Annotated in this window: 23 protein-coding genes; 7 read left to right on the top strand and 16 right to left on the bottom strand. The window is 68.6% G+C overall.

Going from position 1 to position 25,181, the window contains the following annotated elements; genetic code table 11:
* Positions 1 to 99 precede the first annotated feature (99 nt).
* Entirely contained in the window at positions 100 to 4,740 is a 4,641-nt protein-coding gene (locus LHU95_RS01815) for an NAD-glutamate dehydrogenase domain-containing protein (RefSeq protein ID WP_283094282.1), read from the top strand.
* Here the strand turns inward: LHU95_RS01815 and LHU95_RS01820 are convergent.
* Positions 4,706 to 5,533, bottom strand: a complete 828-nt coding sequence (locus tag LHU95_RS01820) for a sulfotransferase family 2 domain-containing protein (RefSeq protein ID WP_248709672.1) — start codon at positions 5,531 to 5,533, stop codon at positions 4,706 to 4,708. The two genes, LHU95_RS01815 and LHU95_RS01820, sit on opposite strands and share 35 nt — an antisense overlap.
* Before the next feature lie 87 nt (positions 5,534 to 5,620).
* On the opposite strand from LHU95_RS01820, the gene LHU95_RS01825 reads away from it, so the two are divergent.
* Complete coding sequence (locus LHU95_RS01825) at positions 5,621 to 6,892, top strand: MFS transporter (RefSeq protein WP_248709673.1); 1,272 nt, start codon at positions 5,621 to 5,623, stop codon at positions 6,890 to 6,892.
* 64 nt (positions 6,893 to 6,956) lie between these two features.
* Here LHU95_RS01825 and LHU95_RS01830 read toward each other — a convergent pair whose 3' ends face one another.
* Entirely contained in the window at positions 6,957 to 7,616 is a 660-nt protein-coding gene (locus tag LHU95_RS01830; RefSeq protein ID WP_248709674.1) for a dienelactone hydrolase family protein, read from the bottom strand.
* A 133-nt stretch (positions 7,617 to 7,749) separates the two neighbouring features.
* Between LHU95_RS01830 and LHU95_RS01835 the strand changes: the two genes are divergently transcribed.
* A complete protein-coding gene (locus tag LHU95_RS01835; protein WP_248709675.1) occupies positions 7,750 to 7,935 on the top strand; it encodes a DUF4169 family protein in 186 nt (61 codons plus the stop codon).
* A gap of 185 nt (positions 7,936 to 8,120) precedes the next feature.
* Here LHU95_RS01835 and LHU95_RS01840 read toward each other — a convergent pair whose 3' ends face one another.
* Positions 8,121 to 10,118, bottom strand: coding sequence for an EAL domain-containing protein (locus tag LHU95_RS01840; RefSeq protein WP_248709676.1), 1,998 nt, complete (start codon positions 10,116 to 10,118; stop codon positions 8,121 to 8,123).
* Here LHU95_RS01840 and LHU95_RS01845 point away from each other — a divergent pair.
* Positions 10,117 to 10,374 (top strand): hypothetical protein, encoded by a 258-nt coding sequence (locus tag LHU95_RS01845; RefSeq protein ID WP_248709677.1) that lies wholly within the window; start codon positions 10,117 to 10,119, stop codon positions 10,372 to 10,374. The genes LHU95_RS01840 and LHU95_RS01845 overlap by 2 nt on opposite strands.
* 107 nt (positions 10,375 to 10,481) lie before the next feature.
* On the opposite strand, the gene LHU95_RS01850 is transcribed toward LHU95_RS01845, so the two are convergent.
* From LHU95_RS01850 to ccoN, 11 genes are all read right to left on the bottom strand, one after another.
* Positions 10,482 to 11,216: a VIT1/CCC1 transporter family protein gene (locus LHU95_RS01850; RefSeq protein WP_248709678.1), complete on the bottom strand. Its 735-nt coding sequence runs from the start codon at positions 11,214 to 11,216 to the stop codon at positions 10,482 to 10,484.
* A 332-nt stretch (positions 11,217 to 11,548) separates the two neighbouring features.
* Positions 11,549 to 11,752, bottom strand: coding sequence for a cold-shock protein (locus LHU95_RS01855; protein WP_248709679.1), 204 nt, complete (start codon positions 11,750 to 11,752; stop codon positions 11,549 to 11,551).
* Between the two features lie 311 nt (positions 11,753 to 12,063).
* Positions 12,064 to 12,249 carry a hypothetical protein gene (locus LHU95_RS01860; protein ID WP_248709680.1) on the bottom strand — a complete coding sequence of 62 codons (186 nt, stop codon included), beginning with the start codon at positions 12,247 to 12,249 and terminating at the stop codon, positions 12,064 to 12,066.
* 2 nt (positions 12,250 to 12,251) lie between these two features.
* Positions 12,252 to 12,407, bottom strand: a complete 156-nt coding sequence (gene ccoS / locus LHU95_RS01865) for a cbb3-type cytochrome oxidase assembly protein CcoS (RefSeq protein WP_248709681.1) — start codon at positions 12,405 to 12,407, stop codon at positions 12,252 to 12,254.
* The gene (locus LHU95_RS01870) at positions 12,407 to 14,722 is read right to left on the bottom strand and encodes a copper-translocating P-type ATPase (protein ID WP_248709682.1); all 2,316 of its coding nucleotides are present in this window, start codon (positions 14,720 to 14,722) and stop codon (positions 12,407 to 12,409) included. Before LHU95_RS01870 ends, ccoS begins: the two co-directional genes overlap by 1 nt.
* A complete protein-coding gene (locus LHU95_RS01875; RefSeq protein ID WP_248709683.1) occupies positions 14,719 to 15,189 on the bottom strand; it encodes a FixH family protein in 471 nt (156 codons plus the stop codon). Before LHU95_RS01875 ends, LHU95_RS01870 begins: the two co-directional genes overlap by 4 nt.
* Positions 15,186 to 16,667 carry a cytochrome c oxidase accessory protein CcoG gene (gene ccoG, locus LHU95_RS01880; RefSeq protein ID WP_248709684.1) on the bottom strand — a complete coding sequence of 494 codons (1,482 nt, stop codon included), beginning with the start codon at positions 16,665 to 16,667 and terminating at the stop codon, positions 15,186 to 15,188. Before ccoG ends, LHU95_RS01875 begins: the two co-directional genes overlap by 4 nt.
* Positions 16,668 to 16,675: 8 nt before the next feature.
* Positions 16,676 to 17,545, bottom strand: a complete 870-nt coding sequence (gene ccoP / locus LHU95_RS01885; RefSeq protein WP_248709685.1) for a cytochrome-c oxidase, cbb3-type subunit III — start codon at positions 17,543 to 17,545, stop codon at positions 16,676 to 16,678.
* A 3-nt stretch (positions 17,546 to 17,548) separates the two neighbouring features.
* Complete coding sequence (locus LHU95_RS01890; protein WP_248709686.1) at positions 17,549 to 17,707, bottom strand: cbb3-type cytochrome c oxidase subunit 3; 159 nt, start codon at positions 17,705 to 17,707, stop codon at positions 17,549 to 17,551.
* A 12-nt stretch (positions 17,708 to 17,719) separates the two neighbouring features.
* A complete protein-coding gene (gene ccoO / locus LHU95_RS01895) occupies positions 17,720 to 18,451 on the bottom strand; it encodes a cytochrome-c oxidase, cbb3-type subunit II (RefSeq protein ID WP_248709687.1) in 732 nt (243 codons plus the stop codon).
* Between the two features lie 11 nt (positions 18,452 to 18,462).
* On the bottom strand, positions 18,463 to 19,959 hold the full coding sequence (gene ccoN / locus LHU95_RS01900; protein ID WP_248709688.1) for a cytochrome-c oxidase, cbb3-type subunit I: 1,497 nt from the start codon (positions 19,957 to 19,959) through the stop codon (positions 18,463 to 18,465).
* 158 nt (positions 19,960 to 20,117) lie between these two features.
* Between ccoN and LHU95_RS01905 the strand changes: the two genes are divergently transcribed.
* Positions 20,118 to 20,918: a DUF2189 domain-containing protein gene (locus LHU95_RS01905; protein ID WP_248709689.1), complete on the top strand. Its 801-nt coding sequence runs from the start codon at positions 20,118 to 20,120 to the stop codon at positions 20,916 to 20,918.
* 29 nt (positions 20,919 to 20,947) lie between these two features.
* On the opposite strand, the gene LHU95_RS01910 is transcribed toward LHU95_RS01905, so the two are convergent.
* On the bottom strand, positions 20,948 to 22,531 hold the full coding sequence (locus LHU95_RS01910) for a hypothetical protein (protein WP_248709690.1): 1,584 nt from the start codon (positions 22,529 to 22,531) through the stop codon (positions 20,948 to 20,950).
* Positions 22,532 to 22,612: 81 nt separating this feature from the next.
* On the bottom strand, positions 22,613 to 23,344 hold the full coding sequence (locus tag LHU95_RS01915; protein ID WP_248709691.1) for a sulfite exporter TauE/SafE family protein: 732 nt from the start codon (positions 23,342 to 23,344) through the stop codon (positions 22,613 to 22,615).
* A gap of 135 nt (positions 23,345 to 23,479) precedes the next feature.
* Between LHU95_RS01915 and pdxA the strand changes: the two genes are divergently transcribed.
* Complete coding sequence (gene pdxA / locus LHU95_RS01920) at positions 23,480 to 24,442, top strand: 4-hydroxythreonine-4-phosphate dehydrogenase PdxA (protein ID WP_248709692.1); 963 nt, start codon at positions 23,480 to 23,482, stop codon at positions 24,440 to 24,442.
* Positions 24,442 to 25,161 (top strand): pyridoxine 5'-phosphate synthase, encoded by a 720-nt coding sequence (locus tag LHU95_RS01925; protein WP_248709693.1) that lies wholly within the window; start codon positions 24,442 to 24,444, stop codon positions 25,159 to 25,161. The genes pdxA and LHU95_RS01925 overlap by 1 nt, the downstream gene beginning before the upstream one ends.
* The last annotated feature ends 20 nt before the right edge of the window (positions 25,162 to 25,181 follow it).

The following is a 25,181-nucleotide window of genomic DNA, read 5'->3' on the forward strand; positions in this document are numbered from 1 at the left end:
GAGGCTAGCCCAGCTCTGAGCCGCACGCCACGCTTGCGGTAAGGCCCGCGAAAGCCGGAGACTGCGACCAACAAGAACGCCGGACACCAGGAGGACGCCATGCCCGAAGCCCCGATGCCCACCGACCCGGTGCGTGAGGAAGTGCTGCGCTCCGCCGCCCAGGGCCTGCCGCGGGAGGCCAGGCTTCTGCTGCCCGCGCTCTACGCCGCGCTGCCGGTCACCGAGCTCGCTTCCCGCCCGCCCGAGGCGCTGCGCGAGGCGGCCGCCTCTCTGGCCGCGCTGGCCGCCCATCGCGCCCCGGGCGAGGTGAAGCTGCGCCTCATGCCACCCGCCTCCGGGCGTGGGGCGCATGGGGTCGCTGAAATCATCTGTGATGACATGCCCTTCCTGGTGGATTCCGTCCTGGCCGCGCTGACGCGTGAGGGCCGGGTGGTGCGGGAATTCCTCCATCCGGTGATGGCGGTGACGCGCGATGCCGCCGGCGCCCTCATGGAACTGGGCGTGGGAGAGCGCCGCGACAGCATGATGCGCGTCACCATCGGCGCCAGCGCTGGCCATCTTCTGCCCGGCATGGAGCCGGGCGGCTGGCCCCAGGTGGAAGCGGCCCTGCGCCGCGCGCTGCATGATGTGGGCATCGCGGTGCGGGACTTTCCGGCCATGATGCGGCTGCTGAACCAGGCAGATGCCGAGATCGGCGGCGATGCCGAAGCCCAGGAATTCCTGGGCTGGCTGCGGGATGACAACTTCGTGCTGCTCGGCCACCGCCATTTGATCCTGCGGGGCGATGGGGCCGAGGTGGTGCCCGCCGAAAATCTCGGCCTCCTGGCCGACCCGGCGCTGCCGGTCTTCGACGCGCTCGCGGGCCTGCCCGCGCTCTCCGATCGCGCGCGCGCGGCCTTCGCGGAGCCGGCGGCCATCAGCGTGGCCAAGGCCAATATGCGCAGCACCGTCCACCGGCCGCAGCATGCCGATGTGATCGCGACGCGCATCCACGATGCCGATGGGCAGGTGACGGGCGTGCGGCTCTTCCTCGGCCTGTTTGCCGCGGGGGCCTATAACCGCAACCCGCGCTCCATCCCGCTGCTGCGTGGCAAGGTGGAGCGGATTCTCACGGCCGCCGGCGTCTCGCCCTACAGCCATGATGGCCGCGCGTTGCGCAACATCCTCGACACCTGGCCGCGCGATGAATTGTTCCAGGCGAGCGAGGCGGAAATCCTGGCGGGTGCCCGCATCGCGCTGGATCTCTCGATCCGTCCGCGCCCTGCGCTGTTCTTCCGGCCCGATCCCTTCGGGCGCTTCGTCTCGGTCATCGCCTGGCTCCCGCGCGAGGGCTTCGACACGCGGCTGCGCAGCCATGTGGGCGCCATGCTGGCCCGCGCCCATGGCGGGCGGCTTTCCGCCTTCTACATCGCGCTTGGCGACGCGCCGCTGGCCCGGGTGCACTACATCATCGGCACGGACCCCGCGCATCCTGTCACGCCGGACCAGGCGGCGCTGGAGGCCGCCGTGGCCCAGGCCGCGCGCAGCTTCGGGGACAAACTCGCCGATGTGCTGGTGGAAGAACGCGGTGAGGCCGCGGCGAGCGCCGCCCTCACCCTCTGGCGGGATGCCTTCCCGCCCAGCTACCGCGAGACGGAAACGCCCGGCCAGGCCGTGGCCGATCTCAGCCTGGCGGAGGCTGCGCTGGCCAGCGGGCGGATCGAGGCGGCGGTGCTGCAACCGCCCGGCTGCCCGGCCAACCGCATTCTGCTGCGCCTTGCCGTGCCCGGCCATGCGCTTGCCCTGGCCGATGCCTTGCCGCTGTTCGAAAGCCTTGACCTGCGCGCCATCGAGGAAGTGCCACACCGGCTCACCCCTCAAGGGGCGGCCCGCGTTTCACTGCATGTGTTCACGCTGGATGCGGGCGTCGAGTTCCACGCCGACCGCGCCGAGGCGCTGCTGCAGGCGCTGGAGGCCCTGCTGGCGGGCGAGGTGGAGGCGGATGGCTTCAATCGCCTGGTCCTGCGCGCCGGCCTGGATTGGCGGGAATGCTGGCTGCTGCGCGCCATGTATCGCTGGTTGAAGCAGGTCGGCTTCCCCTTCGCGCAGGAGAGTGTCTCGGCCGCGCTGGCGGCGCAGCCTGAGGCGGCGAAGCTGCTGCTGGAGCTGTTTCATGCGCGTTTCCGCCCCGATGGCCCTGGCCCCGGAGTTCCCGAGGACGAAGCGGCATTCGACGCTGCCTGGACCAGGCTGCTGGACCAGGTGGCGGATCCCGATGCCGACCGGATTCTTCAACGCATGCGCCGGCTGCTGGATGCCATGCTGCGCACGAATTTCTACCAGGCGAAGCCCTATCTCGCCTTCAAGCTGGATTCGGCCCTGGCGGGAGAGATGCCCAACCCGCGTCCCTGGCGGGAAATCTTCGTGCACAATGCCAGCATGGAGGGCTGCCACCTGCGGGCCGGGCCGGTGGCGCGCGGCGGCATTCGCTGGTCCGACCGGCGGGAGGATTTCCGCACCGAGATCCTGGGCCTGATGAAGGCGCAGCGCCTCAAGAACGTCGTGATCGTGCCGACCGGCGCCAAGGGCGGCTTCGTGCTCAAAGGGACCATTCCAACCGAGCGCGAGGCCTTCCAGTCCACCGGCATCGCCGCCTATCGCACGCTGGTGCGCGGCATGCTGGACCTGACCGATAATCTGCACGGCATCGCGGTCGTCACCCCGCCCGGCATCCGCCGCCGCGATGGCGATGACCCCTATATCGTGGCCGCCGCCGACAAGGGCACGGCCACCTTCAGCGACATCGCCAACGGGCTCTCCGCCGAATACGGCTTCTGGCTGGGCGATGCCTTCGCCTCGGGCGGTTCGGCGGGCTATGACCACAAGATCATGGGCATCACGGCCCGCGGCGCCTGGGTGATGATCGAGCGGCATTTCGTCGAAACCCTCGGCCGCTCCATCCATGATGCGCCCTTCACGGTGGCCGGCGTGGGCGACATGTCGGGCGACGTCTTCGGCAATGGGCTGCTGATCTCCAAGCAATCGAAGCTCGTCGCTGCCTTCGACCACCGGCACATCTTCCTCGACCCCGATCCCGATCCGGCGCGCAGCCATGCCGAGCGCGCGCGGCTCTTTGCCCTGCCGCGTTCCTCCTGGGCGGATTACGATGCGGCGCTGATCTCGGCAGGGGGTGGGGTGTTTGCCCGCAACCTCAAGACCATCCCGCTGAGCCCCCAGGTCCGCGCGCTGCTCGGCATCAACGCCGAACGCGCGGAGCCGGCGGCCATTCTGCAAGCCATCCTGAAGCTGGACACGGACCTGCTCTATTTCGGCGGCATCGGCACCTATGTGAAGGCCAGCACCGAGACCCAGGCCGAGGCGGGGGACCGCGCCAATGACGCGATCCGCGTGGATGGCCGCGACATCCGCGCGCGGGTGGTGGGGGAAGGCGCCAACCTCGGCGTGACGCAGGCGGGCCGCATCGAGATTTCCCGCGCGGGCCCATCAGGAGTGGGGGGACGCATCAACACCGACGCGCTGGACAATTCCGCCGGCGTCAGCACCTCCGACCATGAGGTGAACATCAAGATCCTGCTGACCGATGCCGAGGCCTCGGGCGTGATGACCCGCCGCCAGCGCGACGAACTCCTGGTCAGCATGACCGATGAGGTCGCGGCACTCGTCCTGCGGGACAATGCGCTGCAATCCGTCGCCGTCACGCTGGAGACCCGCGCCGGTGCCGCGGCGCTGCCCGCCCAGGCCGCGCTGATGGCGCGGCTGGAGGCGGAGGGCCTGCTGGACCGCGCCCAGGCCGGGCTGCCCGATGCGGCTACCATGGCGGCCCGCGCCAAATCCGGCGATGCGCTGACCCGGCCGGAGGTCGTGGCGCTGCTGCCCTTCGCCAAGCTCTGGCTGGGCGAGGTGATCCATGCCTCCACCTTGCCCGATGAGCCGATTTTCGCGCCGCTGCTGCGCGCCTATTTCCCGACCGCGCTGCAGGCCGAGAGTTTCGCGGTCTTCGTCGCCCGGCACCGCCTGCGCCGCGACCTGGTCGCGACGGCTCTCGCCAATATGGTGGCCAACCGGCTGGGCTGCGCGGGCCTCGCGCGGCTGGTCGCCGAGGCTGAGCCGGCTGAGGTGGTGGGCGCTGTCTGGCTCGCCTCGGAACTCTTCGGCCTGGAAGAGCGTTTCGAGGCGGCGGAAACCGCCTTGCCCGAGCCACGCCTCGCGGCCCAGGGGGTCCTGCGCGAGTTGCTGGAGGCTGCCGCCGTCGAGCTTCTGCTGCCAGCGCGTGATGGCCTGGCTTCGGCGCGCGCCAGCCTCGGGGCGGGCATCGCGGCACTGACACTCTCGGCGATGGAAGGCAATGCCGGCGATCCGGCGCTGCCGGCCGATCTCGCTGCCTTCATGGCCGCCGCCCCACGGCTGGCGGCCGCCCCTTCGATCGTCACGCTGGCGGGCCGGAGCCAGGCCACGCCGGAAGCGGCGGCGACGGCCTGGGCCGAAATTGGCGCTGGCTTCCACCTCGATGCCCTGGCGGAGGCGGCGCGGCGCATGCCGGCCGATGGCCCTTATGGCGACCGTGCACGGGCGGCGCTGCTGGCGGATTTGCGGGCCACCCAGGCAAGGCTGGCGGCCGCGCGGCTGGCCGGCGGCCCGGCGGAGGCCAGCGAGGCGCAGCAAAAGCTTGTGCGCGAGGCGGCGATCCAGGCCGATTTCGCCTCGGTCACCGTGGCCACGCGGGCGCTGGCGGCGCTGTAGGGCGGAACAGGCCCTCCGCGCCCGCCTGAATGCGAGCGAAATCCCACACCTGCCGGTCAAGCCGGGTGAGGTGATTGAGGGCCTCGACGACCTCATCACTCAGCCGCTCCGGCTTTGCCGGGTGCACGCCCCAGGCGGCCTCCATCATCGCGTTACGGCGCGGCAGGGGTTGCGGGAGGGGCCATCCCATCCGCCTGCAGACGAAGCCGTGCAGGGCATCGAGCGAGCGCGTGAAGCCGATGGCATCCAGGGCCATCAGGTTGCGGCAGGCCGCCGCCACGATCTCCGCTTCGGCCAGTGGGCGTTGGTCCGCCCAGGCCCAGCGGGTATAGGTGCCGGGCGCTCGTGCGCGGCTGTCGCCGGCCAATTGGCGGGCCATGGCATTGTCAAAGGCCTCCACCACCGCGATGTCCGGGGAGCGCAGGAAATCGATCAGGTCCAGCTGCTGTGCGTGGCGCAGGCCACGATCCTCCCTGGCCAGATCCGCCCAATGCCGCCGCCAGTGATGATACAGCGAAAACAACCTGGCGCGCGGTTCGCGGAGCACGGTGACGGCCAAGCGCGGTGGCGGGATCAGGGCGAGGTGTTCGAAGCGGTAATGGCCTGAAAAGAGGTGGTATGTGCCCAATTCAGCGCTGCCGACACGCTCCAGCCGGTTCATCCTTTCGCGGCAAATCTCGGAGTCCGTGAACTTCGCGGCGAAGGCCTCATGCAGCGTCGTCCCGCCACTGCGCGGGACATGCAGGAAGACCAGCCTTGGCTGTGAGGTTTCACCATTGGGTGAAACTGGCATGCTGCATCCTGCACCGTGAATCGAGACGAGGGTGGCTATGCGCCGGCCCGATGGTCAATCCAGGCGGGCCGAGGGAGGGAGTAGCCGATGACGCGCCGCGAATGGGCTTGGGCCAGCTATGATTGGGCCAATAGCGCCTTCCCGACGGTGGTCTCCACCTTCGTCATCGCCGCCTATTTCACCCGGGGTATCGCCCCCGACCCTGTCTCCGGCCAGGTGATGTGGGGCTGGATGCAGGCGCTGGTGGGGCTGTCCATCGGCCTGCTCTCACCGCTGCTGGGCGCCATCGCCGATGCGGGCGGCCGGCGCCGGCTGATGCTGCTGATCTGCACGCTGCTGACCGCGCTTTTCACCGCCGGCATCTGGTTCGCGCGGCCCGAGCCCGGCTACGCGGCCTGGGCACTGCTCTGCGTCGCGCTGGCTACCTTGTGCTTCGAACTCGGCACGGTCTTCTACAACGCCATGCTGCCCGAGGCGACCACGCGCGAGCGGCTGGGCCGCCTCTCGGGCATTGGCTGGGCGTTGGGCTATGCGGGCGGGTTGGCTTGCCTCGTGCTGTGCCTGGCGCTGCTGGTGCAGCCCAACCCCTCATTCTTCGGGCTGGATCGCGATTCGGCCGAGCATGTGCGCGCCACGGCGCTGCTGGTCGCGGCCTGGTTGCTCATCTTCGCCTGGCCCGTGCTGGTCTTTCTGCCGGAAAAAAGCGCCAGCCGGACGCCCTGGGGCATCGCGGCCACCCAGGGGGTTGCGGAGCTGCTGCGGCTGCTGCGTGGGCTGCCCCGCCAGCGCGTCATCGCGCGCTTCCTGCTGGCGCGGCTTTTCTACACCGATGGATTGAACGTGCTCTTTGCCTTTGGGGCGATCTATGCGGCGGGCGTCTTTGGCATGGGTTTCGAAGAGATCCTGCTTTTTGGTATCGCGCTGAACGTCACGGGTGGCCTCGGCGCCTTCGCTGGCGGCTGGGTGGAGGAGAGGCTGGGCGCGCGCACCACCATCCTTTGCGCGCTGCTGGCGCTGATGGCCCTGGGCGGCGGCATGCTGGTGGTGGACAGCAAATCCGCCTTCTGGGTGCTTGGCGTCCTGCTCGGCCTGTTTTTCGGCCCGGCCCAGGCGGCCAGCCGCAGCCTGATGGCGCAGCTGGCGCCACCGGCCGAGATCGCCGCCTATTTCGGCTTGTTCGCCCTCTCGGGACGGGCCACGGGCTTCCTCGGCCCCGCCGCCCTGGCGCTGGTGACGGATCTCACCAAAAGCCAGCGCGCCGGCATGGCCGTGGTCATTCTGCTGCTGGCCACCGGTGCCGCGATCCTCGCCAGCCTGCCCCGGACGCCTCCCCAGGGCGGGCAGGAGCGTGTGGGCTGAGCATGGTGGATGCGGTGGTCAAGCCCAGTCCGGGCAGCCGCCTCCCGCCCGGGGCGAAGATTGTTCACAAATGCCTGGCGAAGAATTCGAGCGTCCGTGTTTGGGCCACCTCGGCATCCTTGGCGACGTAGCTCCCGCGTTCCTCGCAGCCGAATCCATGCCCGGCACCCGGATAGACGAAGACCTCGACCTCGGGCCGTGCGGCCTGGATGGCAGCCACATCGCTGAGTGGGATCGAGCCATCCACCTCGCCGAAATGGAGCTGGACGGGGCAGCGCGGCGCCTCCTCCCGGGCGGCCGCGATGCCGCCGCCATACCAGCCGACCGAGGCGCGAAAGGCCGAGCTGCGCGTGGCGCCATGCCAGGCGACGCTGCCACCCCAGCAATAGCCGACGATGCCGCGCGGCAAGCCTGCCGGCAGGGCGCCGGCGGCTGCCAGCACATCGAGCAGGGTGAGATGCTCGTCAATCTTGCCGCGCAGGCCGCGGCCGCGGGCCACATCATCGCTGGTGTAGCCCAGTTCCACACCGCGCTCGGTGCGGTCGAACAGGGCAGGGCAGATCACCGCGTAGCCAGCCTGGGCGAAGCTGTCGGCCACCCGGCGCATGTGGCGGTTCACGCCGAAAATCTCCTGGACGATGACGAGGCCCGCCTTGGCATCGGCGGGACCGGCCCGATAGGCGGCGAGGCTGTGGCCATCGGCGGCGGTGAGTGTGATCTGCATGGATGAAACCCCTGGGCAGGCTGTTGGAGGCTGAGATTGGATCACCGCGGCGGTGACGCATCCCCTCGGCAAAGGCCGGTCCATGCGCCATGGTGATGGCGCGTGATCCGGGAGGCGCAGCATGGGCGAGGTTGTGAATCTTCGAAAGTGGCGCCGCGCCCGGGACAAGGCGAGCGAGGCCGCCCAGGCCGCGGCCAACCGCGAGGCCTTTGGCCGCACCCGCGGGCAAAAAGCGCAGGACGCAGCCGAGGCGGCGCAACGGCGTGCCCTGCTGGAGGGCAGCCTGATGGAGCCGCCGGAGCAGAAGCCCCGGACCTAGAGCTTGTTCCGTTCGCAAGGGCTCACCACACAACCTCCAGATCATTGATTTTCCGGCATCTTTATCCGTCCAAACGATCCCGTTTGAACGGATGATGCCCCAGCCTCATCAGCCATCCGGCCGGCTGGGATGGTTCAAGAGCCATGCGCAGCAGGTGGCGCCTTGCCGGGTTGCCAGCCGGCTTCTCAGGCCAGGGCGCGCCGCTTTTCCGGCAGGATCGGCGGCACGAGTTCCTCTGGCGCCATGGGGCGCGAGACCAGCCAGCCCTGGATGATATGGCAGCCGGCCCGGCGCAGGGCGAAGGCCTGGCCCTCGGTTTCCACTCCCTCGCCGATCACCTCGATCCCCATGCCGCGGGCGAGGGCCATGGTGGCGCGCAGCACGGCAAAGGATTTGGGATCATCCGGCAGGCCCGCGGTGATGGAACGGTCCAGCTTGAGGCGCTGCACCGGCAACCGCACCACATGCGGCAGCCCCGAATGCCCGCCACCGAAATCATCCAGCGAGAGCGGCACGCCGATCTCACGCAGGGCAGCCAGGGTCCGCGCGACGGAAGGCAGGTCCCGGATGGCGAGATCCTCCGGGATTTCGATTTCCAGCTGCCCCGGCTCCACGCCACCAGCGCTCAGCGCCTCCGCCACTTCGCGGGCAAAGCCCGGATCGTGCAGCGTCGAGATCGAAATATTGATCCCCAGATGGCGCGGCGCGTCCGGCCGCGTGCCCCAACCGGCCAGAAGCTCCACCGAACGGCGCAGCACAAAGCGGTCCAGCTGCAGCAGCAAACCGGCCTCGGCCGCGGCGGGAATCAGCTCGGCAGGGGAAACCCAGCGGCCAAGCCGCGCACTGTTCCACCGGATCAGCGCTTCGGCGCCGATCATGGTCTGGGTTTCCAGATCCTGTTGCGGCTGCAGATGAAGTTCCAGTTCACCGCCATCCAGCGCCTCGGCGAAGGCCTCACGCAGCTCGGCCCGCTGCTCCGCCCTTTCGCGGAGCGCCGGCTGGAACAGGGCCGCCGTGTCCCGCCCCGCGCTGCGGGCTTCCAGGAGAGCGAGGTCGGCCGCGCGGAGCAGCGCGTCGGGGTCCAGCCCATGCTCGGGCGCGCAGGCAACGCCGAGGCTGGCTGAGAGTGGCATGTCGAGCCCGCCGATCTCCAACGGCTGCCGCAAGGCCTGGCGCAGGCGATCGGCCAGGGGTTGCGCGCGCTCGGCGGAGGCGCCGAAGGCCAGGATGGCGTATTCATCGCCGCCAAGGCGGCTCACCAGATCGGCTGGACGCACTGCCTCCTGGAGCCGGCGCGCCGCCTCGATCAGCAACGCATCGCCGACGGCATGGCCGTGCCGGTCATTGGCGGCCTTGAATTGGTCGAGATCCACAAGCACCAGCACGCCCCCCTGCGGGTCCTGCACCATGCCCTCCAGCGCCGCGCGAAAGGTGGCGCGGTTGGCAAGGCCGGTCAGCGGATCGCGTTCGACGAGATGTTCGATACGCTCCTGCGCGGCCCGGAGCGGCGTGACATCGAGGATGGAGAGCACGCAGCCACGCGCGCCCCGGGCCGAGCAAATCCAGGGCGAGGCCGTGACGAGGAGCCGCTGCTCCGGCTTGCCGGGCAGGTTGAGGCGGACCTCGTTCTCGGTCTCCGTGGCGAAGCCGAAAGGACCGTCCGGCGCGGCGGGACCGGCCAGCACAAGCCCGGCCTCCGCGAGGCTCAAAGGTGCTTCCGCGCCAAAGAGGTGGATCAGCCGGCGGTTGGCGAAGACGGTCCGCCCCTGCGCATCCAGCTGCCAGATCCCCACCGGCGCCATTTCCAGCAGATTTCGCAACTGACCCTCGGATTCCGCGAGTGCCAGCTCACCTTGCTTGACGGCCGAAATATCCACCGAAAAAGTCGCGATCTCACCGCCTGGCAGGCGCATCTGGCGCATGCGTTCCCAGGCGCCGGATGCGGCGAGGACCTCAAACGCTTCGCCATTGGCCTTGCGGTGCTTGGCCAGGCGGCGCTCCATTTCGGCGGCGCGCTCGGCGGGCGGAAGGTGCTGCAGGAGGGCGTCCAACACCTCCTGCACGCGCGGGCGGGGTCCGGCGGAGTTGACCAGTTGCGTCCAGCTCTGCCCCGGCTTGCCATTATGCCAGACCAGCCGGTCATCGGCCCCGTAGATGGCCGTTCGATAGGGTGTCACGGCCATGACAGCGCGCCAGAGCTGCAATTCCCGTCGCAATCTGGAGCCGTGCCAGCCCAGCGCGGCCAAAGGCGGCACCAGCAAGATCAGCCAGGGTGTCAGCGGCCATCCGGAGGCTGGAAACCAGATGACCGGCGGCCAGGTGATCGGCAACCAGGCGATGGGCATCCAGGCGATGGGAGACCATGCGACTGGCAACCACAAGAACGGGAGCCAGAATATCAACAAGGTGAGCGCCCCGGTCAGGGCCACTCCCAGGTAGAGCATCGGCGACTTCAGGCGCGGCAGATGGTGCATGGGACTCTCTTCCGGAGCCCAGCTTCGCTTGATCGGGTTAATCGTTTCTTGCGCGCACCACCGAAAGGCGAATCACATCAAGGCGATCAGGGCCAGGGCGGCCAGCGCGCCGGCGCCAGCGAGAAGCAGGGCCCGCAAGGCACCGCCCGGGGCCACCTGTCCCTCCGCGCGGGCCAGCAGCCAGCCGGCCGGTGCCATGGCGCACAGCGCGATGATCAGCGGCCAGAACGCGCTGGGCATGGGCAGCAGCATCAGCGGCAGAAGCGGCAGCAGCCCCCCCAGAGCCTGGCCGACCGCCAGCGCCACCGCTTCCTGCGCGGCGCGGGCTGGTTGTGGCTCGATCAGATCGAGCTCGAAGCGCATCATGAAATCCACCCAGCGGCGCTGGTCGGCGGCAATCGCCTCGACGGCACGGGCCAGCGTGTCGCCGCGCAGGCCGTAGCGATGCAGCACGGCCGCCACCTCCCAGCGCTCACGCTCGGGATAGGTTTCGGTCTCGATGAGTTCGCGCGCGCGCTCGGCGGCATAGCGTTCAGTGGCGCCCAGCACGGCAAAATAGCGGGAGAGGGCGGCGACCACCGCGCCCGCGCCAAGTGCTGCGATACCCCCAGCCAGCAGGGCCGGGCCGGAAATCCCGAGCGCCATCATCCCGATGACGACGGCAAGCGGCAGGACCGGCCCCTGGGTGAGGCCAGTGAGGAAGGGCACCTCGGCGCGGCTCAGCAGGGCGTGCTGCTCGCCCTCCGGCGGGCCGGGCGGGGCGGGCGGCAGGCCGTCGCGGTAGGGGTGCGGGGCGGTTTGATCCATGGCACCTGTCTAACGCATCCAGGGGGTGCGGCGAAACCTCCGCGTTCGGCTGAAGCCCTCCCGGGTCAGGGCCGTTCCCTTCGGAAGGGTGGCCCCCGGCGAGGATGGCATGCGAAAGGGCGAAGACATTCCCGTGCCCGCCCCAATGCCGGATCTCCGCGGAGGCGATGGAGAGGGCGGAGATGCATCGCCGCTGCGCCGGCTGATGCGGCGAGGGATGAAGCTGACGGGCCGCTTGCATCGCCTGCTGGAGGCGGCGCTTTCCCAAACAAAAAGGGCGCCCCCTTGCAGGGGCGCCCTTCTCTGTCAGCAGCCCGGGAGGGCCGCCGAAATCAGCCCGCCTTGAGGTTGACCGCGGACGTCTTGCCGCGCTCTTCCGTCAGGTCGTAGGAAATCTGCTGACCATCATTGAGGCCCTGAAGGCCAGCGGCCTGAACGGCCGTGATGTGCACGAACACATCGGAACCACCACCGGCCGGCGAAATGAAGCCGTAGCCCTTGGTTGCGTTGAACCACTTAACGGTGCCTGAAGCCATCCGCTTATTCTCCATAATCTCGTGCGTGCGGGAATGTCCGACGCATATCACCCACTCCAGCCGGACTTCGCGGGACGCGCGTTCTTCACCCGAACCTTTCCCGGCAAGGGTGAGCGCTGTCCAGCGGGTACACATCCAGTTGGTCTGAGAAGAGCTTCTGGGGTCGGCACGGCAAGACGAAGGTGAGAGCAAAAGCGCAGATTAGCCGCGGGAAGTCAAATAAATCCGGAAGACGTTCTGCCATGCGTTTGGCGCAAAGCCCCTGCAACCCGAAGCCGGGCCGCGCGGCCCGGCGGGCGAGGGCCGCGAAGTCAGTGGTTTGCCGCATCCTGCGCGTCGAAATGGCGCTTGATGATGCCGTAGCCATAGAACAGCCCGAAGCCGATGAGCATCAGCGAATAGGCATAGAGATAGCCCTCCGCCACGGCGGCGCCGAACAGTCCGATCAGCGCGAAGATGCCCGCAAGCACCATGAAGAAGCCCGAGGAGATGGGCATGGTCAGCCTCCTTTCTTGAGGTCGTCGTCGAACAGGATGCGCGCGGCTGCGCCATCCAGATCATCGTATTGGCCCGAGCGCAGCGCCCAGATGAAGGCCCAGAGGCCGAGGCCACCCAGGAACAGCGCCAGCGGGATCAGCCAGACCAGCGTGTCCATCAGCGAGGCCCTGATTGGCGCAGAAGGGGGCCACGGCCCACCCGCAGCGCATTGGTGATCACCGCCAGCGAGGAGGTCGCCATCACCAGCGCCGCGATCAGCGGCGTGGCGAAGCCCGCGATGGCGACCGGCACGGCGATGATGTTGTAGCCGAAGGCCAGCGCGATGTTCTGCACCGCCACGCGCTGGGCCAATCGCGCGCGCTGCACCGCCTCGGCCAGCGGCAGCAGGCCGCCCCCCATGAGGATGAAATCACTCGCCGCCTGGGCCAGATCCGTGCCCTCGGCGGGTGCGGCCGAGACATGGGCACTGGCCAGGGCGGCGGCGTCATTGATGCCGTCCCCCACCATCAGCACGCGCCGCCCTTCGGCCGCCAGGGCGGCGATGCGGGCGGCCTTGGCCTCGGGCGTCGCGCGGGCGGTGAAATGCGTGATGCCGGCTTCAGCCGCGATGCGGCCCACAACATCCGGCGCGTCGCCCGAGAGCAACTCGACGGTCAGCCCCGCAAGCTGAAACTCCCGCATGGCGGCGAGCGCATCCGCCCGCAGCGAATCCGCGAAGCGAAAGGCGATGGGCGCCGCATCTGGGCGGGCCAGATGCAGGCTCAAACCGGCGTCATCCGCGTGCCCGACGAAGCGGGCGGAACCGAGCCGCGTCTCACCCAGGAGCAGCCCTTCGCCCGGCACTTCCAGCAATCCGGAGGCGGGTTGCACCTCGGGGCAGGCGCGCGAGAGGGCGCGTGCCAGGGGGTGCCGGCTGCCGGCGGCCAGCGCGGCCGCGGCGCGCAGATCAGCCTCGGTCCAGGCGCCCGGCAGCAGGCGGGGCCGGCCTTCGGTCAGGGTGCCGGTCTTGTCCAGCACCACATGATCCGCCGAGGCCAGCCGCTCCAGCGCCGTGGGCGAGGCGACCAGCACGCCACGCCGGAACAACGCGCCGCTGGCCACCACCTGCACGGCCGGCACGGCGATGGCGAGGCCACAGGGGCAGGTGATGATCAGCGCCGCTACCGCGGGCACCAGCGCCGCCTCCCAGGAGAGCCCGGCCAGCCCCCACCAGCCCAGGAAGGTCAGCAGCGCGATGACATGCGCCACGGGCACATAGATGCGCGCCGCGATATCGGCGATCGAGGTGTAGCGCCCGCGCGCCTGCTCGGCCTGTTCCAGCAGCCGCCCCATGGCGGCCAGCGAGCCATCCCGCGCGGTGGCGGTGACGCGGGCGATGAAGGGCGCGCCCATGTTGATCGCGCCGGCGGCCAGCGCCTCACCAGCCGCGAAGCGGCGCGGCTGGCTCTCGCCCGTGGTGGCGGCCGTATCGAGCATGGCCTGCGGGTCTTCCAGCACGGCATCCAGCCGCAGGCGCTCCCCGCTCGCGACCAGGATCTGCGCGCCGGCCACGACCCGCTCCACCGCGACCGGATGCGTCTCGCCCAGCACGGTCACCGGGCCTTCCTGCAGGGCCAGCAATTCGGCGGCGCTCTGGCGCGCGCGGCGGCGGGCGGCGCGGTCCAGCACGCGGCCGGCGAGCATCAGCGCCAGCAGCGCCGTCGCGCCATCAAACCAGGTGAAGGCGCCGTTGCGGATGGTCTCGCTGAGGGACATCGCCGCGGTGGCCAGAATGCCGAGCGAGACCGCGCAATCCATGTTGAGCCGGCCCATGCGAAGGCCGCGCCAGGCGGAACGGAACAGCGGCATCCCGGCATAGGCGATGGTCGGCAAGCCGATCAGCGCGGCCAGCCAATGCATCATGTGGCGCGTCTGCTCGCCCATGTCGCCGCCGGCCCAGACGGCGACGGAGACGAGCATCACATTCATCGCCCCGAAGCTGGCGATTCCCAGCGCCCGGGTCAGTTCGCGGCCTTCTGCATCCTCGCTGGCGCGCAGGCAGGCGGGCGAGAAGGGAGCGACGCGAAAGCCCAGCCGGGCGATCAGCGCAGCGAGGTCGTTGCCGCGTTCAGCCGCCCCACGCCAGGCCACGGTCAGCCGTCGTGTCGAGAGATTGGCGCGGGCGCGGGTCACGTCGGGCTCGGCCGCCAGGGCCTGTTCCACCAGCCAGATGCAGGCGCCGCAGGTCAGGCCTGAAACCATCAGCTCCAGCGTCTGGCCGCCTGCCGCATCGCTGCGGGCGAGGCTGGCGAAATCGGCGCTCGGCGGATCGAGCGGCTTGAGCAGGCCGAGCGCCCCCTCCCGCCGCTGGTAGAAGGCATCCAGCCCCAGGCCCTGCACCAGCGCATGCGCGCCCTCGCAGCCCACGCAGCAGAAGCGGGCGGTGCTTGGTGCGCCGCAATGGGCGCAGCGGGGGTGGCCGATCAGGCTCATGGCAGCGTGAATCTCTGCCGCAGGTCATGGCGCTCACCTGCGGCAGAAATCAGCAGGCCGCGGAACTCCCATTGGCCGGCGCGCAATTCGGGCAGGTCCAGCACGAAGCGGCCCGCACCGGACGCATCCGGCAGGGCCACGCGCTGCCCATCGAGCGGCCGCAGCAGATGCGCCTCGACCACGCCCGCCACGGGCGCGCCGTCACGATCACGGGCGGTGATGGCCAGGCGATCCGCCTCCCGCGCCACGCGGAGCGACCAGCCCAGCGCATCCTGGCGCGCGGCTTCCTCCAGCACGCGGTTGTAGTCGCGGCCGCGATCATAGGCCTGGCCGACGCTGACGCCGGTGAAGGTGGACAGCGCCGAGAAGATCAGCACGCCGTTCACCAGGATCACCACCAGCATCCCGCCGACGAAGACCCAGGGGATCCAGCCGCTGCGGTTGGGGTCATGCGCCTGGCTTTTCATCGCTCGGGCCCCAGGAAGACGCTGGACTGGCGGGCCACGCTGGTGCCCTGCGCATCCAGCAGGCGGAAGGTGATGGCCGTGCTGCCGCGCAGCCGCAGCCCCTCGGGTGCGGTGATCAGGGCGCGCCATTGCGTGATGCCATCCTCACGCGTGGTCAGCACGGGCCGGCCCTGCGCATCCAGGCCCGCATCCTGCACCAGCAGGCGCAAGCCCTGCGGCCCCTCCAGCACGAGGGAAAGCGCCAATTCGCCGCGCAGCTTGTTGGCCAGCTTCAGGGTATAGGCGTTGCGCACCCCGCCATCGGCGAGCTGCACGTAAAGCGGCGCGCGGTCCCGCAGCACGGTCAGGGTCAGCGTCTGCCGCATCAGCCAGGCGCCCATCATCAGCAGGATGGCGGCGCCGAGAACGCCGACATAGACCAGCATGCGCGGCCGGATGATCTTCTGCGCCACACGCACCGACATGCCGCGTTCCAGCCGCGCGGGTCCGGGCGCCATGCCCTTGGTCGCGGCCTCGCTGGCGGCCAGGTTCTTCAGCGTCTCGAAGGCGACGAGCCCGGTTGGCCGGTTGAGGCGCTTCATCACGTCGTCGCAGGCATCCACGCACAAGCCGCAGCCGATGCATTCCAGCTGCTGGCCGTCGCGGATATCAATGCCGGTGGGGCAGACATGCACGCAGGCCTTGCAATCCACGCAATCGCCGGCATCCGGATCGGTCGGCTTGCCGCGCGGCTCGCCCCGCCAGTCCCGATAGGTGACGACGAGGCTGTTCTCATCGAGCATGGCGCCCTGAAAGCGCGGCCAGGGGCACATATAGGTGCAGACCTGCTCCCGCGCGGCACCCGCCAGCACATAGGTCGTGGCGGTGAACAGCGCGAAGAAGCCATAGACCGTCAGGCTGGCCTGGCCGGTCAGCATGGCCCAGCTCGTGCTAGGTGTGTCGTTGAAATACATGATCCATGCGCCGCCGGTCGCCATGGCGATAGCCAGCCAGGCGCCGTGCTTGATCACCTTGGCGCGCCACCAGGCACGGTCACGCGGGCCGTGATCCAGCTTGATGCGGGCGTTGCGGTCGCCTTCGATCCGGCGCTCCACCCACATGAACAGGTCGGTCCAGACGGTTTGCGGGCAGGTGAAGCCACACCAGACCCGGCCGAACAGCGAGGTGACGGCAAAGAGCCCGATGGCGCAGAGCACCAGCACGCCCGTCAGGAAATAGATCTCCTGCGGCCAGAGCTCGAACCAGAAGAAGAACAGCCGCGCGTGGCCCATATCCACCAGCACCGCCTGGTCCGGTGCATTCGGCCCGCGATCCCAGCGGAGCCAGGGCACCAGGTAATAGAGGCCGAGCAGCAGGATCAGCGCCGCCCATTTCACGCGCCGCACCACGCCCTGCACCGCGCGTGGATAGACCTTCTGGTGCGAGGCGTAGAGCGAGGCTTCCTCGACATCCGGTGCGCGGGGCGGGATCACGGACATGGCGGGGCCTATTCCCCCCCGCCCAGCGCATGCACATAGATGGTCAGCATGTTGATCATCGCGGGGTCGAGCCGGCCCTGCCAGGAGGGCATCACGCCGGCACGGCTATAGGCGATGCTGCGCATCACGGCGGCCTTGTCGCCGCCATAGAGCCAGATGCGGTCATTCAGCCGTGGCGCGCCGAGTTCACGATTGCCTTCGCCGCGCTCGGCGTGGCAGCTCGCGCAATTCTCGGCGTAGAGCGCCTCGCCGCGGGTTGCGGCGGCGGCGTCAGTGCTGCGGCCGGACAGGCTCAGTACGAATTCCGCCGTATCGCTCACCTGGGTGGCGTTCAGCATGCCCGTCGCCTGGAAGGCCGGCATGGCGATGCCGCGCTGCTCATCGCTCTCATTCGCGCGGACGCCGTGGCGGATGGTGTGCTGAATCGCCTCGAAACTGCCGCCATAGATCCAGTCGTCATCGGCAAGGCTCGGGAAACCGCCAACAGCGCCCTGGCCGCCCGCGCCGTGACAGCCCGCGCAGTTATTGGCGAAGGCGACACGCCCGCCAGCGAGCGCGAAGCCACGCAATTCGGGGTCAGCCGCAATCTGCTCCGGCGTGGCTGCGCGCAGCCTGGCCAGCATGGGCTCGATCCGCGCGCGCTCGGCCGCCTGTTGCGCCGGCAGGGCGCCGCGCGCGGTCCAGCCCAGCAGGCCGGTGGCACCGGTGATCGGCAGCGCGGGATAGAGCACCACCCAGACCAGCGCGAAGCCGATGCAGGCATAGAATGTGTAGAGCCACCACCGCGGCATCGGCGTGTTGAGTTCCTTGATGCCGTCCCACTCATGGCCCGTGGTCATCTGGCCGGTGATGCTGTCCTTTTCGATCTTCGTGGGCATGTCTCAGCGCCTCCCGCTCTCGTCATCCTGGAAGATCATGCTTCCGCGTTGTTGCCATTCGGCCCGCTTGGAGGGCCGCAGCGTCCAGATCAGGATTCCGCCAAAGAGCAGGAAGAACCAGATCACCCAGAGCGTGCTGAAGAGGGATTGAAACTCAAGCATGGCGCGCCCCCCTCACTGCTGCCGAAGCTGGGCAGGCGTCACGTCGCGGAACTGCACGAGCGTGCCGAGCATCTGCAGATAGGCGACCAGCGCGTCCATCTCCGTCACCACCGCCGCATTGCCATCGAAGGCCGATTGGCGGGCGCGGGCGTAGCGCGAGGAGAAGGCCGTGCCATCCGCGTCCGGCCGCGCCTGCGCTTCCAGATCGGCGCGGGCATTGGCCAGCATCTCGTCGGAATAGGGGACGCCCAGCGCCCGCTGCGCCCGCAGATGCTGCTGGATGTTGCGATAATCCAGCGGCCGGTCGAGGAAGGAATAGGGCGGCATGATGCTCTCGGGCACGAGGGCGCGCGGGCTGCGCAGATGCGCCGCCTGCCAGTCATCCGAGTATTTGCCGCCTACGCGCGCGAGGTCCGGGCCCGTGCGCTTGCTGCCCCATTGGAAGGGGCGGTCATACATGCTTTCGGCCGCCAGGCTGAAATGGCCGTAGCGCTCCGCCTCGTCACGGAAGGGACGGATCATCTGGCTGTGGCAGGCGTAGCAGCCCTCCCGCACATAGATGTTGCGGCCGAGCAGTTCGAGCGGGGTGTAGGGCCGCACACCCTCCACACGCTCGATCGTGCTCTCGATGGTAAAGAGCGGCACCACCTGCGCGAGCCCGCCGATGGAGATGGTAATGAGCGTCAGCACGCCGAGCAGCACGACATTCCGCTCGATCATGCCATGGGTGAATTTCTTGAGCATGGGAGCCTCCTTTACTCGGCTGCAACGGCGCGGGCAGGGACCGACCCGGAGGTCGAGGGCACGGCGGGTACGAGGAGCTCCTCGCTGGTGATGGTCTTGAACATGTTCCAGGCCATCAGCAGCGCGCCCGTCAGATAGAGCAGGCCGCCCGTCATGCGGATCACGTAGTAGGGGTGCATGGCGGCCACGGTCTCGACGAAGCTGTATTGCAGGAAGCCCAGCTCATCGAAGGCGCGCCACATGAGGCCCTGCATGATGCCCGAGACCCACATCGCCGTGATGTAGAGAACGATGCCAAGGGTGGCCAACCAGAAATGCCACTCGATCAGCCGCGCGCTGAACATCTCGCGCTTCTTCCACAGCACCGGGACGAGCCAGTACAGCGCGCCGAAGGTGATGAAGCCGTTCCAGCCCAGGGCGCCGGAATGCACATGGCCGATGGTCCAGTCGGTGTAGTGGGAGAGGCTGTTCACCGCCTTGATGGACATCACCGGCCCCTCGAAGGTGGACATGCCGTAGAAGGCGACGGCGGTGACCGAGAAGCGCAGGCCAGGGTTGGTGCGCAGCTTGTCCCAGGCACCGGAGAGCGTCATGATTCCGTTGATCATCCCGCCCCAGCTCGGCATCCAGAGCATCACCGAGAACACCATGCCCAGCGTTTGCGCCCAGTCGGGCAGCGCGGTGTAGTGGAGGTGGTGCGGGCCGGCCCAGATATAGAGGAAGATGACCGACCAGAAATGCACGATGGAGAGCCGGTACGAATAGACCGGCCGCTCAGCCTGCTTGGGGATGAAGTAGTACATCATGCCCAGGAAGCCGGCCGTCAGGAAAAAGCCCACCGCGTTGTGGCCATACCACCACTGGATCATCGCCCCCTGCACGCCAGCCGGCGCCGAGTAGGAGAAGCTGTTGCCCCAGCTCACCGGCAGCGAGATGTTGTTGCCGATATGCAGAACCGCGACGGTGATGATGAAGGCGAGCAGGAACCAGTTGGCCACATAGATATGCGGCTCCTCGCGCCGGACCAGCGTGCCGCCGAAGGCGATGAGGTAGATCACCCAGACCACGGTCAGGAACAGGTCCACGAACCACTCGGGCTCCGCGTATTCCTTGCCCTGTGTCACGCCCAGCACGTAGCCCAAGGCGGCCGTGACGATGAAGAACTGGTAGCCCCAGAACAGGAACCAGCCCATTTCCTCGCCGCCAAAGAGCCGCGCGCGGCTGGTGCGCTGGACGATGAAGAGGCTGGTGCCGATCAGCGCATTGCCGCCGAAGGCGAAGATCACGGCGCTGGTGTGCACGGGCCTCAGCCGGCCGAAGCTGGTCCATTCCAGATCGAGGTTCAGCAGCGGAAAGGCGAGCTGCGAGGCGATCAGCACCCCCATCAGAAAGCCGACCACACCCCAGAACATGGTGGCGATGGTGAAGGCGCGGATGGGCGCCTCCACATATTCGGGGGAGCTGCGCACGGGAATCGCGCCCGCCGGGGCCGCGCTTGCCAGAGCCATGTCTTTGTCCTTCCTCGTGCCGGCGCTACGGGCGCCTCGCCTCAATATCGTCGCATGAAAGCATCCCAGAAGGGTATGGTCCTTGATCAGGATCAAGGCGCGAAATGCGGAAAGGGGTGCTAGCTTGCCCGGGCCGCATCCAAGCGGGAGGGCATGGCATGAGCAGCGAAACCACCACAACGTCGCAAGCCGACGAACCACCGATGCGCGCCAGCCGCGTGCGGCGGGTCACGACGGATCGGCCCTGGACCTGGCTGACCCTGGGCTGGCGGGACATGATGGCCAACAAGCCCGTCAGCCTTGCCTATGGCGCGGTGCTGACGCTGGGCGGCTGGGTCTTCGCGCTGCTGATGTTCGAAGTCGGCACCGCCTGGGCCATCCTGCCGGCCACGGCGGGGTTCTTCATCCTGGCGCCGCTGCTGGCAGCCGGCCTCTACGAAACCAGCCGCCGCCGCGAAGCGGGCCAGGCGACGACCCTGGCCGAGGCCATGGGCGCCTTTCGCCGCAACCCGACGCAGATCGCCATGATGGGCGTTCTGCTGCTGGTGCTGCACCTGTTCTGGGTACGGATCGCGGGGCTGCTCTTCGCGCTGTTCTTTGGCCTGAACTTCGCCCCCTCGCTCGCGGAACTGCCCATCGCGCTGCTGCGCAGCGATGACCTGCTGCCCTTTCTCATCATCGGCACGGGCTTTGGCTTCGTGCTGGCCTGCGTCACCTTCGCGGCCTCGGCCGTGTCCGTGCCCATGCTGGTGGACCGGCAGGAGCTGAGCTTCCTGGAGGCCGTCACCGTCTCGATCCAGGCGGTCATGGAGAACTGGCGCGCCATGGCGCTCTGGGCCGGGCTGATCGTGGTCTTTATCGGACTGGCGCTGGTGCCGTTTTTCCTGGGCCTGGTCATCGCGCTGCCCCTGATCGGACATGCGACCTGGCACGCGTATCGGGATATGGTGGTGGGCTGATGGCCTGCGAAGCCAAGAGCGGAATGCGGCTACCAGCCTGACTGGAAGGTGGTGCCCGTCGGCAACAGGCTGGTATCGCTGTGGTCCAGGTCATAATCCCTGACGAATTCCTGCAGGAACCGCACGGGAATGGTCCCGGTTTTTGTCAATGCCTGGGCGAAGCTGGTCGCCCAGGTGGATTCCACCGGGGCGCCTGTCATGTCGCTGAAGAGGCGTTCCAGCCGGCTGGCGGTGCCGATGCTGCCCAGCTCCGCCAGAATGCCTTGCTTGTAGACGACGAGGTCCCCCTGGGCGGAGAGGGTTGTGCCGGTGATGACCTGCTCTGCCCGCCAGAAGCCGAAACTGATGGGGTCGGGCGCGCCCGGCTGTTGTGCATCCAGCGCGGTCAACCAGGTTCGCGGCACGAAGAATCCACCATTCTCGGCCCTTTGATCCGCGTGATTCAGGGAATCGAGCCGCCAATTGACGAAATTGGTCGCGAAGGTGACGCGGCTCTGGCCTTGATCCAGCCGGGCGGTGTGCTGGCTGATGCCGTTCTGATCGTTCCAATTGACACTGTTGCGGAAAATCATCTCGGCGAAGCCCGCATTGCTGCGGCCGCCGAAATTGGCGTTGAACTCGCTGCCGCCCAGCAACTCGCCCACCAGGGTTGATGTCGTGGCCCCGGCGGCCAGGCGCGCCACGCCAGCGGCCATTTCCATGTGGCGCGGCTCACGGTTGAGCACGGTCTCGTAGATCGCCCAGACGCGTCCCGCGAGACCGTCGCCCGAGAAGGTGATGTAGCCATCCAGAAGCTCGATCACCGAGGGTTGCTCCACCGTGATGGCCGAGCCGTCGCGCATCTGGATATGGATCAGCGAGCCGTAATCCCGCATGGCGGCGATATCGGCGGAGCTGTTCAGCGAGAACAGGTTGCGCTGGCCGGTCCAGCGGAAGCCGCCGCCGGTTTCGTGCAGCTCCATCAGGTCCACGGTTCCGCCGTTGTTGATACCTGCCGCTGTGAGGCCGATCTTCAGCGTGAAGGCGGCCGACTGAAAGCCGTCGGAGACCGTGATGACGATCGGGCGCTCCGGCCCATCGGCGAGGGGGATGGAAATGCCGGAGCGCAGCTTGAGCATGCCGCTCACGATCTCGAACATCCATTGATCATCTTCGCGGATCGTGAAGGTGAAGCCGGTCAGGGTATCGGGGTCGGAGACGAGAAGGCGGCCGATATTCGCCCCCGCGGCACCCGCCGCGATCGTGCCGCCGCTGGAAAAGCTGAGGCCCTGGGGTGGCGTGTCATCCACATTCTGCAGCGCCACGGAATAGCTGTTCAGGCTGGTCCAGATGGAGCCGTCCGTCATGAAGAAGCGAAAGCTGAAACCGATCGTCGGTGAGAGATTATTGATGGAAAACCATTCGAAATCCGCCATGGCCAGGGGGGTGATGGTCATCAGCCCGGTGCGTCGGTCCAGCACGACATCGAAGAAATTGGCGCCGAAGCCCTCCAGATCCACGAAGCGGATCAACGCCGGGTCGATGCTGAGGCGCAGCTGCCCGATCCATTCCCATAACGGGGTATCCTCACGGATGGTGTCCGGCAGGGACCCCGTCAGTTGGATGGTACTCATCGCGCAGCGGCCTCGACTGATCCAGAGCGAGGGGTTTGGCAGATGCCCCATGAAGCAAGCGTAAAGCCCCGCGGCCCGAATTCAGCGCAGGAGGTTGACGGCCAGGCCCGCCAGCACGGCGGCGTTGAGCAGGAAGAGCAAGCCACCCAGCACGCGCCAGGAAGGGCCGATCGCCTTGCCGAAAAACCGGCCGAGCAGCGCGACACCGATCAATCCGGGCATGGTGCCGGCGACGAAGGCCAGCATGGCGAGCCCGCCGGCCAAAGCGCTGCCCGCACCCGCCGCCGCCGCCAGGGCGGCATAGAGCAGGCCGCAGGGCAGGGCCGAGAGCAGCAAGCCCAGCCGCACACCGCCCCAGCCGCCAGGGGCCGCCAGCAGGCCGCCCAGCCGCGCTTCGAGGAAGCGCGGCAGTCGCGGCAGCGCCAGCCGCGGCAGCAGTGCGGAAAACCGCGCCGAGGCCTGTGCCAGCATCAAAAGCGCGGCGCAGAGCAGCAGGAAGGCGGCGACCCAGCGCAACCCGCTGGCCTGGGCCAGCACAGCGCCGGCGCCACCCGCGAGCGTGCCGAGTGCCGCGTAACCCAGCCCGCGCCCCAGGTGATAGGGCAGCAGCATCCCGCCGCTGAGGCGCCGCAGCACGCCGCCGCCGAGGCTCGACGGCGCTGTCGCCGCGGCTTGCGCCAGGACGAAGGGGCCGCACATGGCGCTGCAATGCGTCAGGCCGCCCGCGAAGCCCGCCAGGAACAACGCGCCCATCAGCGCCGGAAGGCCGGCCGGCCCCAGCGCGGCCAGGTCATGGAGGCAATTGGCAAGCACCGGATTTTCCTATCCCACCGGCACCGTCATGGCCATCGCCGTGATGGCGCCCATGCTGCCGCGGATGACGGTTTTGGCCCTGCGAGGCGGCCGGCACCTATCGTCCGCCGCGCCCGGCTCTGCTATGGGTCAGGGATGCTTGCATTGACCATGGGGGAGCCCGCCGGCATCGGCGCCGAGATCGCCGTGAAGGCTTGGCACGCCTTGCGCGCGACGGGGCCGGCCTTCCTGCTGCTGGATGATGCGGACCGCCTTACCGGCGCGCCCATCCAGCGCATCGCCCATCCGGATGAGGCGAATTTCGCCGCGGCCCTGCCGGTGCTGCACCGCAAGCTGGCGGTGCCGGCCGTCCCGGGACAGCCGAATGTCGCGACGGCCGAGGCCGTGATCGCGGCGATCCGCGAGGCGGTGGCGCTGGCGCTCAGCGGCGCAGTGGATGGCGTGGTGACGAATCCCATTCAGAAATCCGTCCTCACCGCCGCCGGTTTCGCACATCCGGGCCATACGGAATTCCTGGGCGAACTGGCCGGCACCGGCGTGCCGCCCGTCATGATGCTGGCCTGCCCGCAACTGCGCGTCGTGCCCGTCACCGTGCATGAACCGCTGGCGCGCGCCATTGCGCGGCTGACCCCGGCGCTGATCATCGAGCATGCGCGCATCACGCATGACGCGCTGCGCCGGGATTTCGGCATCGCCGCACCGCGCCTCGCCATTGCCGGGCTCAATCCGCATGCGGGCGAGGCCGGCACGCTCGGCCGGGAGGACCAGGCCATCGTGGCGCCGGCCGTGGCGGCGCTGCGGGCCCTGGGCATCGCCGCCACCGGCCCCTGGCCGCCGGATACGATGTTCACCGCCCATGCGCGCCCCACCTATGACGCCGCCATTTGCCTGTATCACGACCAGGCGCTGATCCCGATCAAGACGCTCGACATGGCGGGCGGCGTGAATGTGACGCTCGGCCTCTCCATCATCCGCACCAGCCCGGACCACGGCACGGCGCTGGACATCGCGGGGCAGGGCATCGCCAGTGCGGAAAGCCTGATCGCGGCGATTCGCCTGGCGGCTCAACTCGCCGAACACCGAAGGACACGGGTCTGATGCGCCTTTCCGTCAATGTGGATCATGTGGCAACGCTGCGGAACGCCCGCGGCGGGGCGTTTCCCTGCCCGGTGGAGGCGGCGCGCCTCGCCATGGCATCCGGTGCCGATGGCGTGACCATGCATCTGCGCGAGGATCGGCGCCACATCCGGGACCGTGACCTGGAGCGCGTCGCCACCGAGGTGCAGACCCGCCTGAACTTCGAGATGGCCGCGACGGAGGAGATGGTGGCCCTGGCCGAGCGGCTGCGCCCGCCAGCAGTCTGCATCGTCCCCGAGAAGCGCGCCGAACTCACCACCGAAGGCGGGCTGGATGTGCTGCGCGCCGGCCCCTTCCTGGCGGAGGCGATCCGCCGCCTGGCCGGGCTTGGCATCGAGGTCTCGCTTTTTGTGGAGCCGGATGCATTGCAAATTGCAAGAACCGCCGAACTGGGCGCCCAGGCGATCGAACTGCACACCGGCACCTATGCGGATGCGTCGGCCGAAGCGCGTCCAGCCTTGGCCGCGCGGTTGGCGGAAGCGGCGCGCTACGCGAAAACCCTTGATCTTCAATGCCATGCCGGCCATGGCCTGAGCTATGAGACGATCACGCCCATCGCCGCCATCGCAGAAATCAGCGAGGTTTCCATCGGTCATTTCCTCATTTCGGCCTCGGTCTTCGAGGGGCTTCCCGCCGTCATCGCCCGCATGAAGGGGCTGATTGCCGACGCGCGGGGCTGAATTCGGGTTGGCACGGGGGT

Origin of the sequence: Sediminicoccus sp. KRV36 (assembly GCF_023243115.1) — a bacterium.
Taxonomy (GTDB): domain Bacteria; phylum Pseudomonadota; class Alphaproteobacteria; order Acetobacterales; family Acetobacteraceae; genus Roseococcus.

Excerpts from the sequence above, each read along its gene's own strand:
- LHU95_RS01860 (WP_248709680.1), bottom strand. The coding sequence starts at position 12,249 with ATGCCCATCTCCTCGGGCTTCTTCATGGTGCTTGCGGGCATCTTCGCG.
- pdxA (WP_248709692.1), top strand. The coding sequence starts at position 23,480 with ATGCTTGCATTGACCATGGGGGAGCCCGCCGGCATCGGCGCCGAGATC.
- ccoO (WP_248709687.1), bottom strand. The coding sequence starts at position 18,451 with ATGCTCAAGAAATTCACCCATGGCATGATCGAGCGGAATGTCGTGCTG.
- LHU95_RS01905 (WP_248709689.1), top strand. The coding sequence starts at position 20,118 with ATGAGCAGCGAAACCACCACAACGTCGCAAGCCGACGAACCACCGATG.
- LHU95_RS01845 (WP_248709677.1), top strand. The coding sequence starts at position 10,117 with ATGACAGCGCGCCAGAGCTGCAATTCCCGTCGCAATCTGGAGCCGTGC.
- LHU95_RS01820 (WP_248709672.1), bottom strand. The coding sequence starts at position 5,533 with ATGCCAGTTTCACCCAATGGTGAAACCTCACAGCCAAGGCTGGTCTTC.
- LHU95_RS01875 (WP_248709683.1), bottom strand. The coding sequence starts at position 15,189 with ATGAAAAGCCAGGCGCATGACCCCAACCGCAGCGGCTGGATCCCCTGG.
- LHU95_RS01840 (WP_248709676.1), bottom strand. The coding sequence starts at position 10,118 with ATGGCCGTGACACCCTATCGAACGGCCATCTACGGGGCCGATGACCGG.
- ccoP (WP_248709685.1), bottom strand. The coding sequence starts at position 17,545 with ATGCCCACGAAGATCGAAAAGGACAGCATCACCGGCCAGATGACCACG.
- ccoG (WP_248709684.1), bottom strand. The coding sequence starts at position 16,667 with ATGTCCGTGATCCCGCCCCGCGCACCGGATGTCGAGGAAGCCTCGCTC.
- LHU95_RS01890 (WP_248709686.1), bottom strand. The coding sequence starts at position 17,707 with ATGCTTGAGTTTCAATCCCTCTTCAGCACGCTCTGGGTGATCTGGTTC.
- LHU95_RS01855 (WP_248709679.1), bottom strand. The coding sequence starts at position 11,752 with ATGGCTTCAGGCACCGTTAAGTGGTTCAACGCAACCAAGGGCTACGGC.
- LHU95_RS01925 (WP_248709693.1), top strand. The coding sequence starts at position 24,442 with ATGCGCCTTTCCGTCAATGTGGATCATGTGGCAACGCTGCGGAACGCC.
- LHU95_RS01825 (WP_248709673.1), top strand. The coding sequence starts at position 5,621 with ATGACGCGCCGCGAATGGGCTTGGGCCAGCTATGATTGGGCCAATAGC.
- ccoN (WP_248709688.1), bottom strand. The coding sequence starts at position 19,959 with ATGGCTCTGGCAAGCGCGGCCCCGGCGGGCGCGATTCCCGTGCGCAGC.
- LHU95_RS01870 (WP_248709682.1), bottom strand. The coding sequence starts at position 14,722 with ATGAGCCTGATCGGCCACCCCCGCTGCGCCCATTGCGGCGCACCAAGC.
- LHU95_RS01815 (WP_283094282.1), top strand. The coding sequence starts at position 100 with ATGCCCGAAGCCCCGATGCCCACCGACCCGGTGCGTGAGGAAGTGCTG.
- LHU95_RS01910 (WP_248709690.1), bottom strand. The coding sequence starts at position 22,531 with ATGAGTACCATCCAACTGACGGGGTCCCTGCCGGACACCATCCGTGAG.
- ccoS (WP_248709681.1), bottom strand. The coding sequence starts at position 12,407 with ATGGACACGCTGGTCTGGCTGATCCCGCTGGCGCTGTTCCTGGGTGGC.
- LHU95_RS01830 (WP_248709674.1), bottom strand. The coding sequence starts at position 7,616 with ATGCAGATCACACTCACCGCCGCCGATGGCCACAGCCTCGCCGCCTAT.
- LHU95_RS01850 (WP_248709678.1), bottom strand. The coding sequence starts at position 11,216 with ATGGATCAAACCGCCCCGCACCCCTACCGCGACGGCCTGCCGCCCGCC.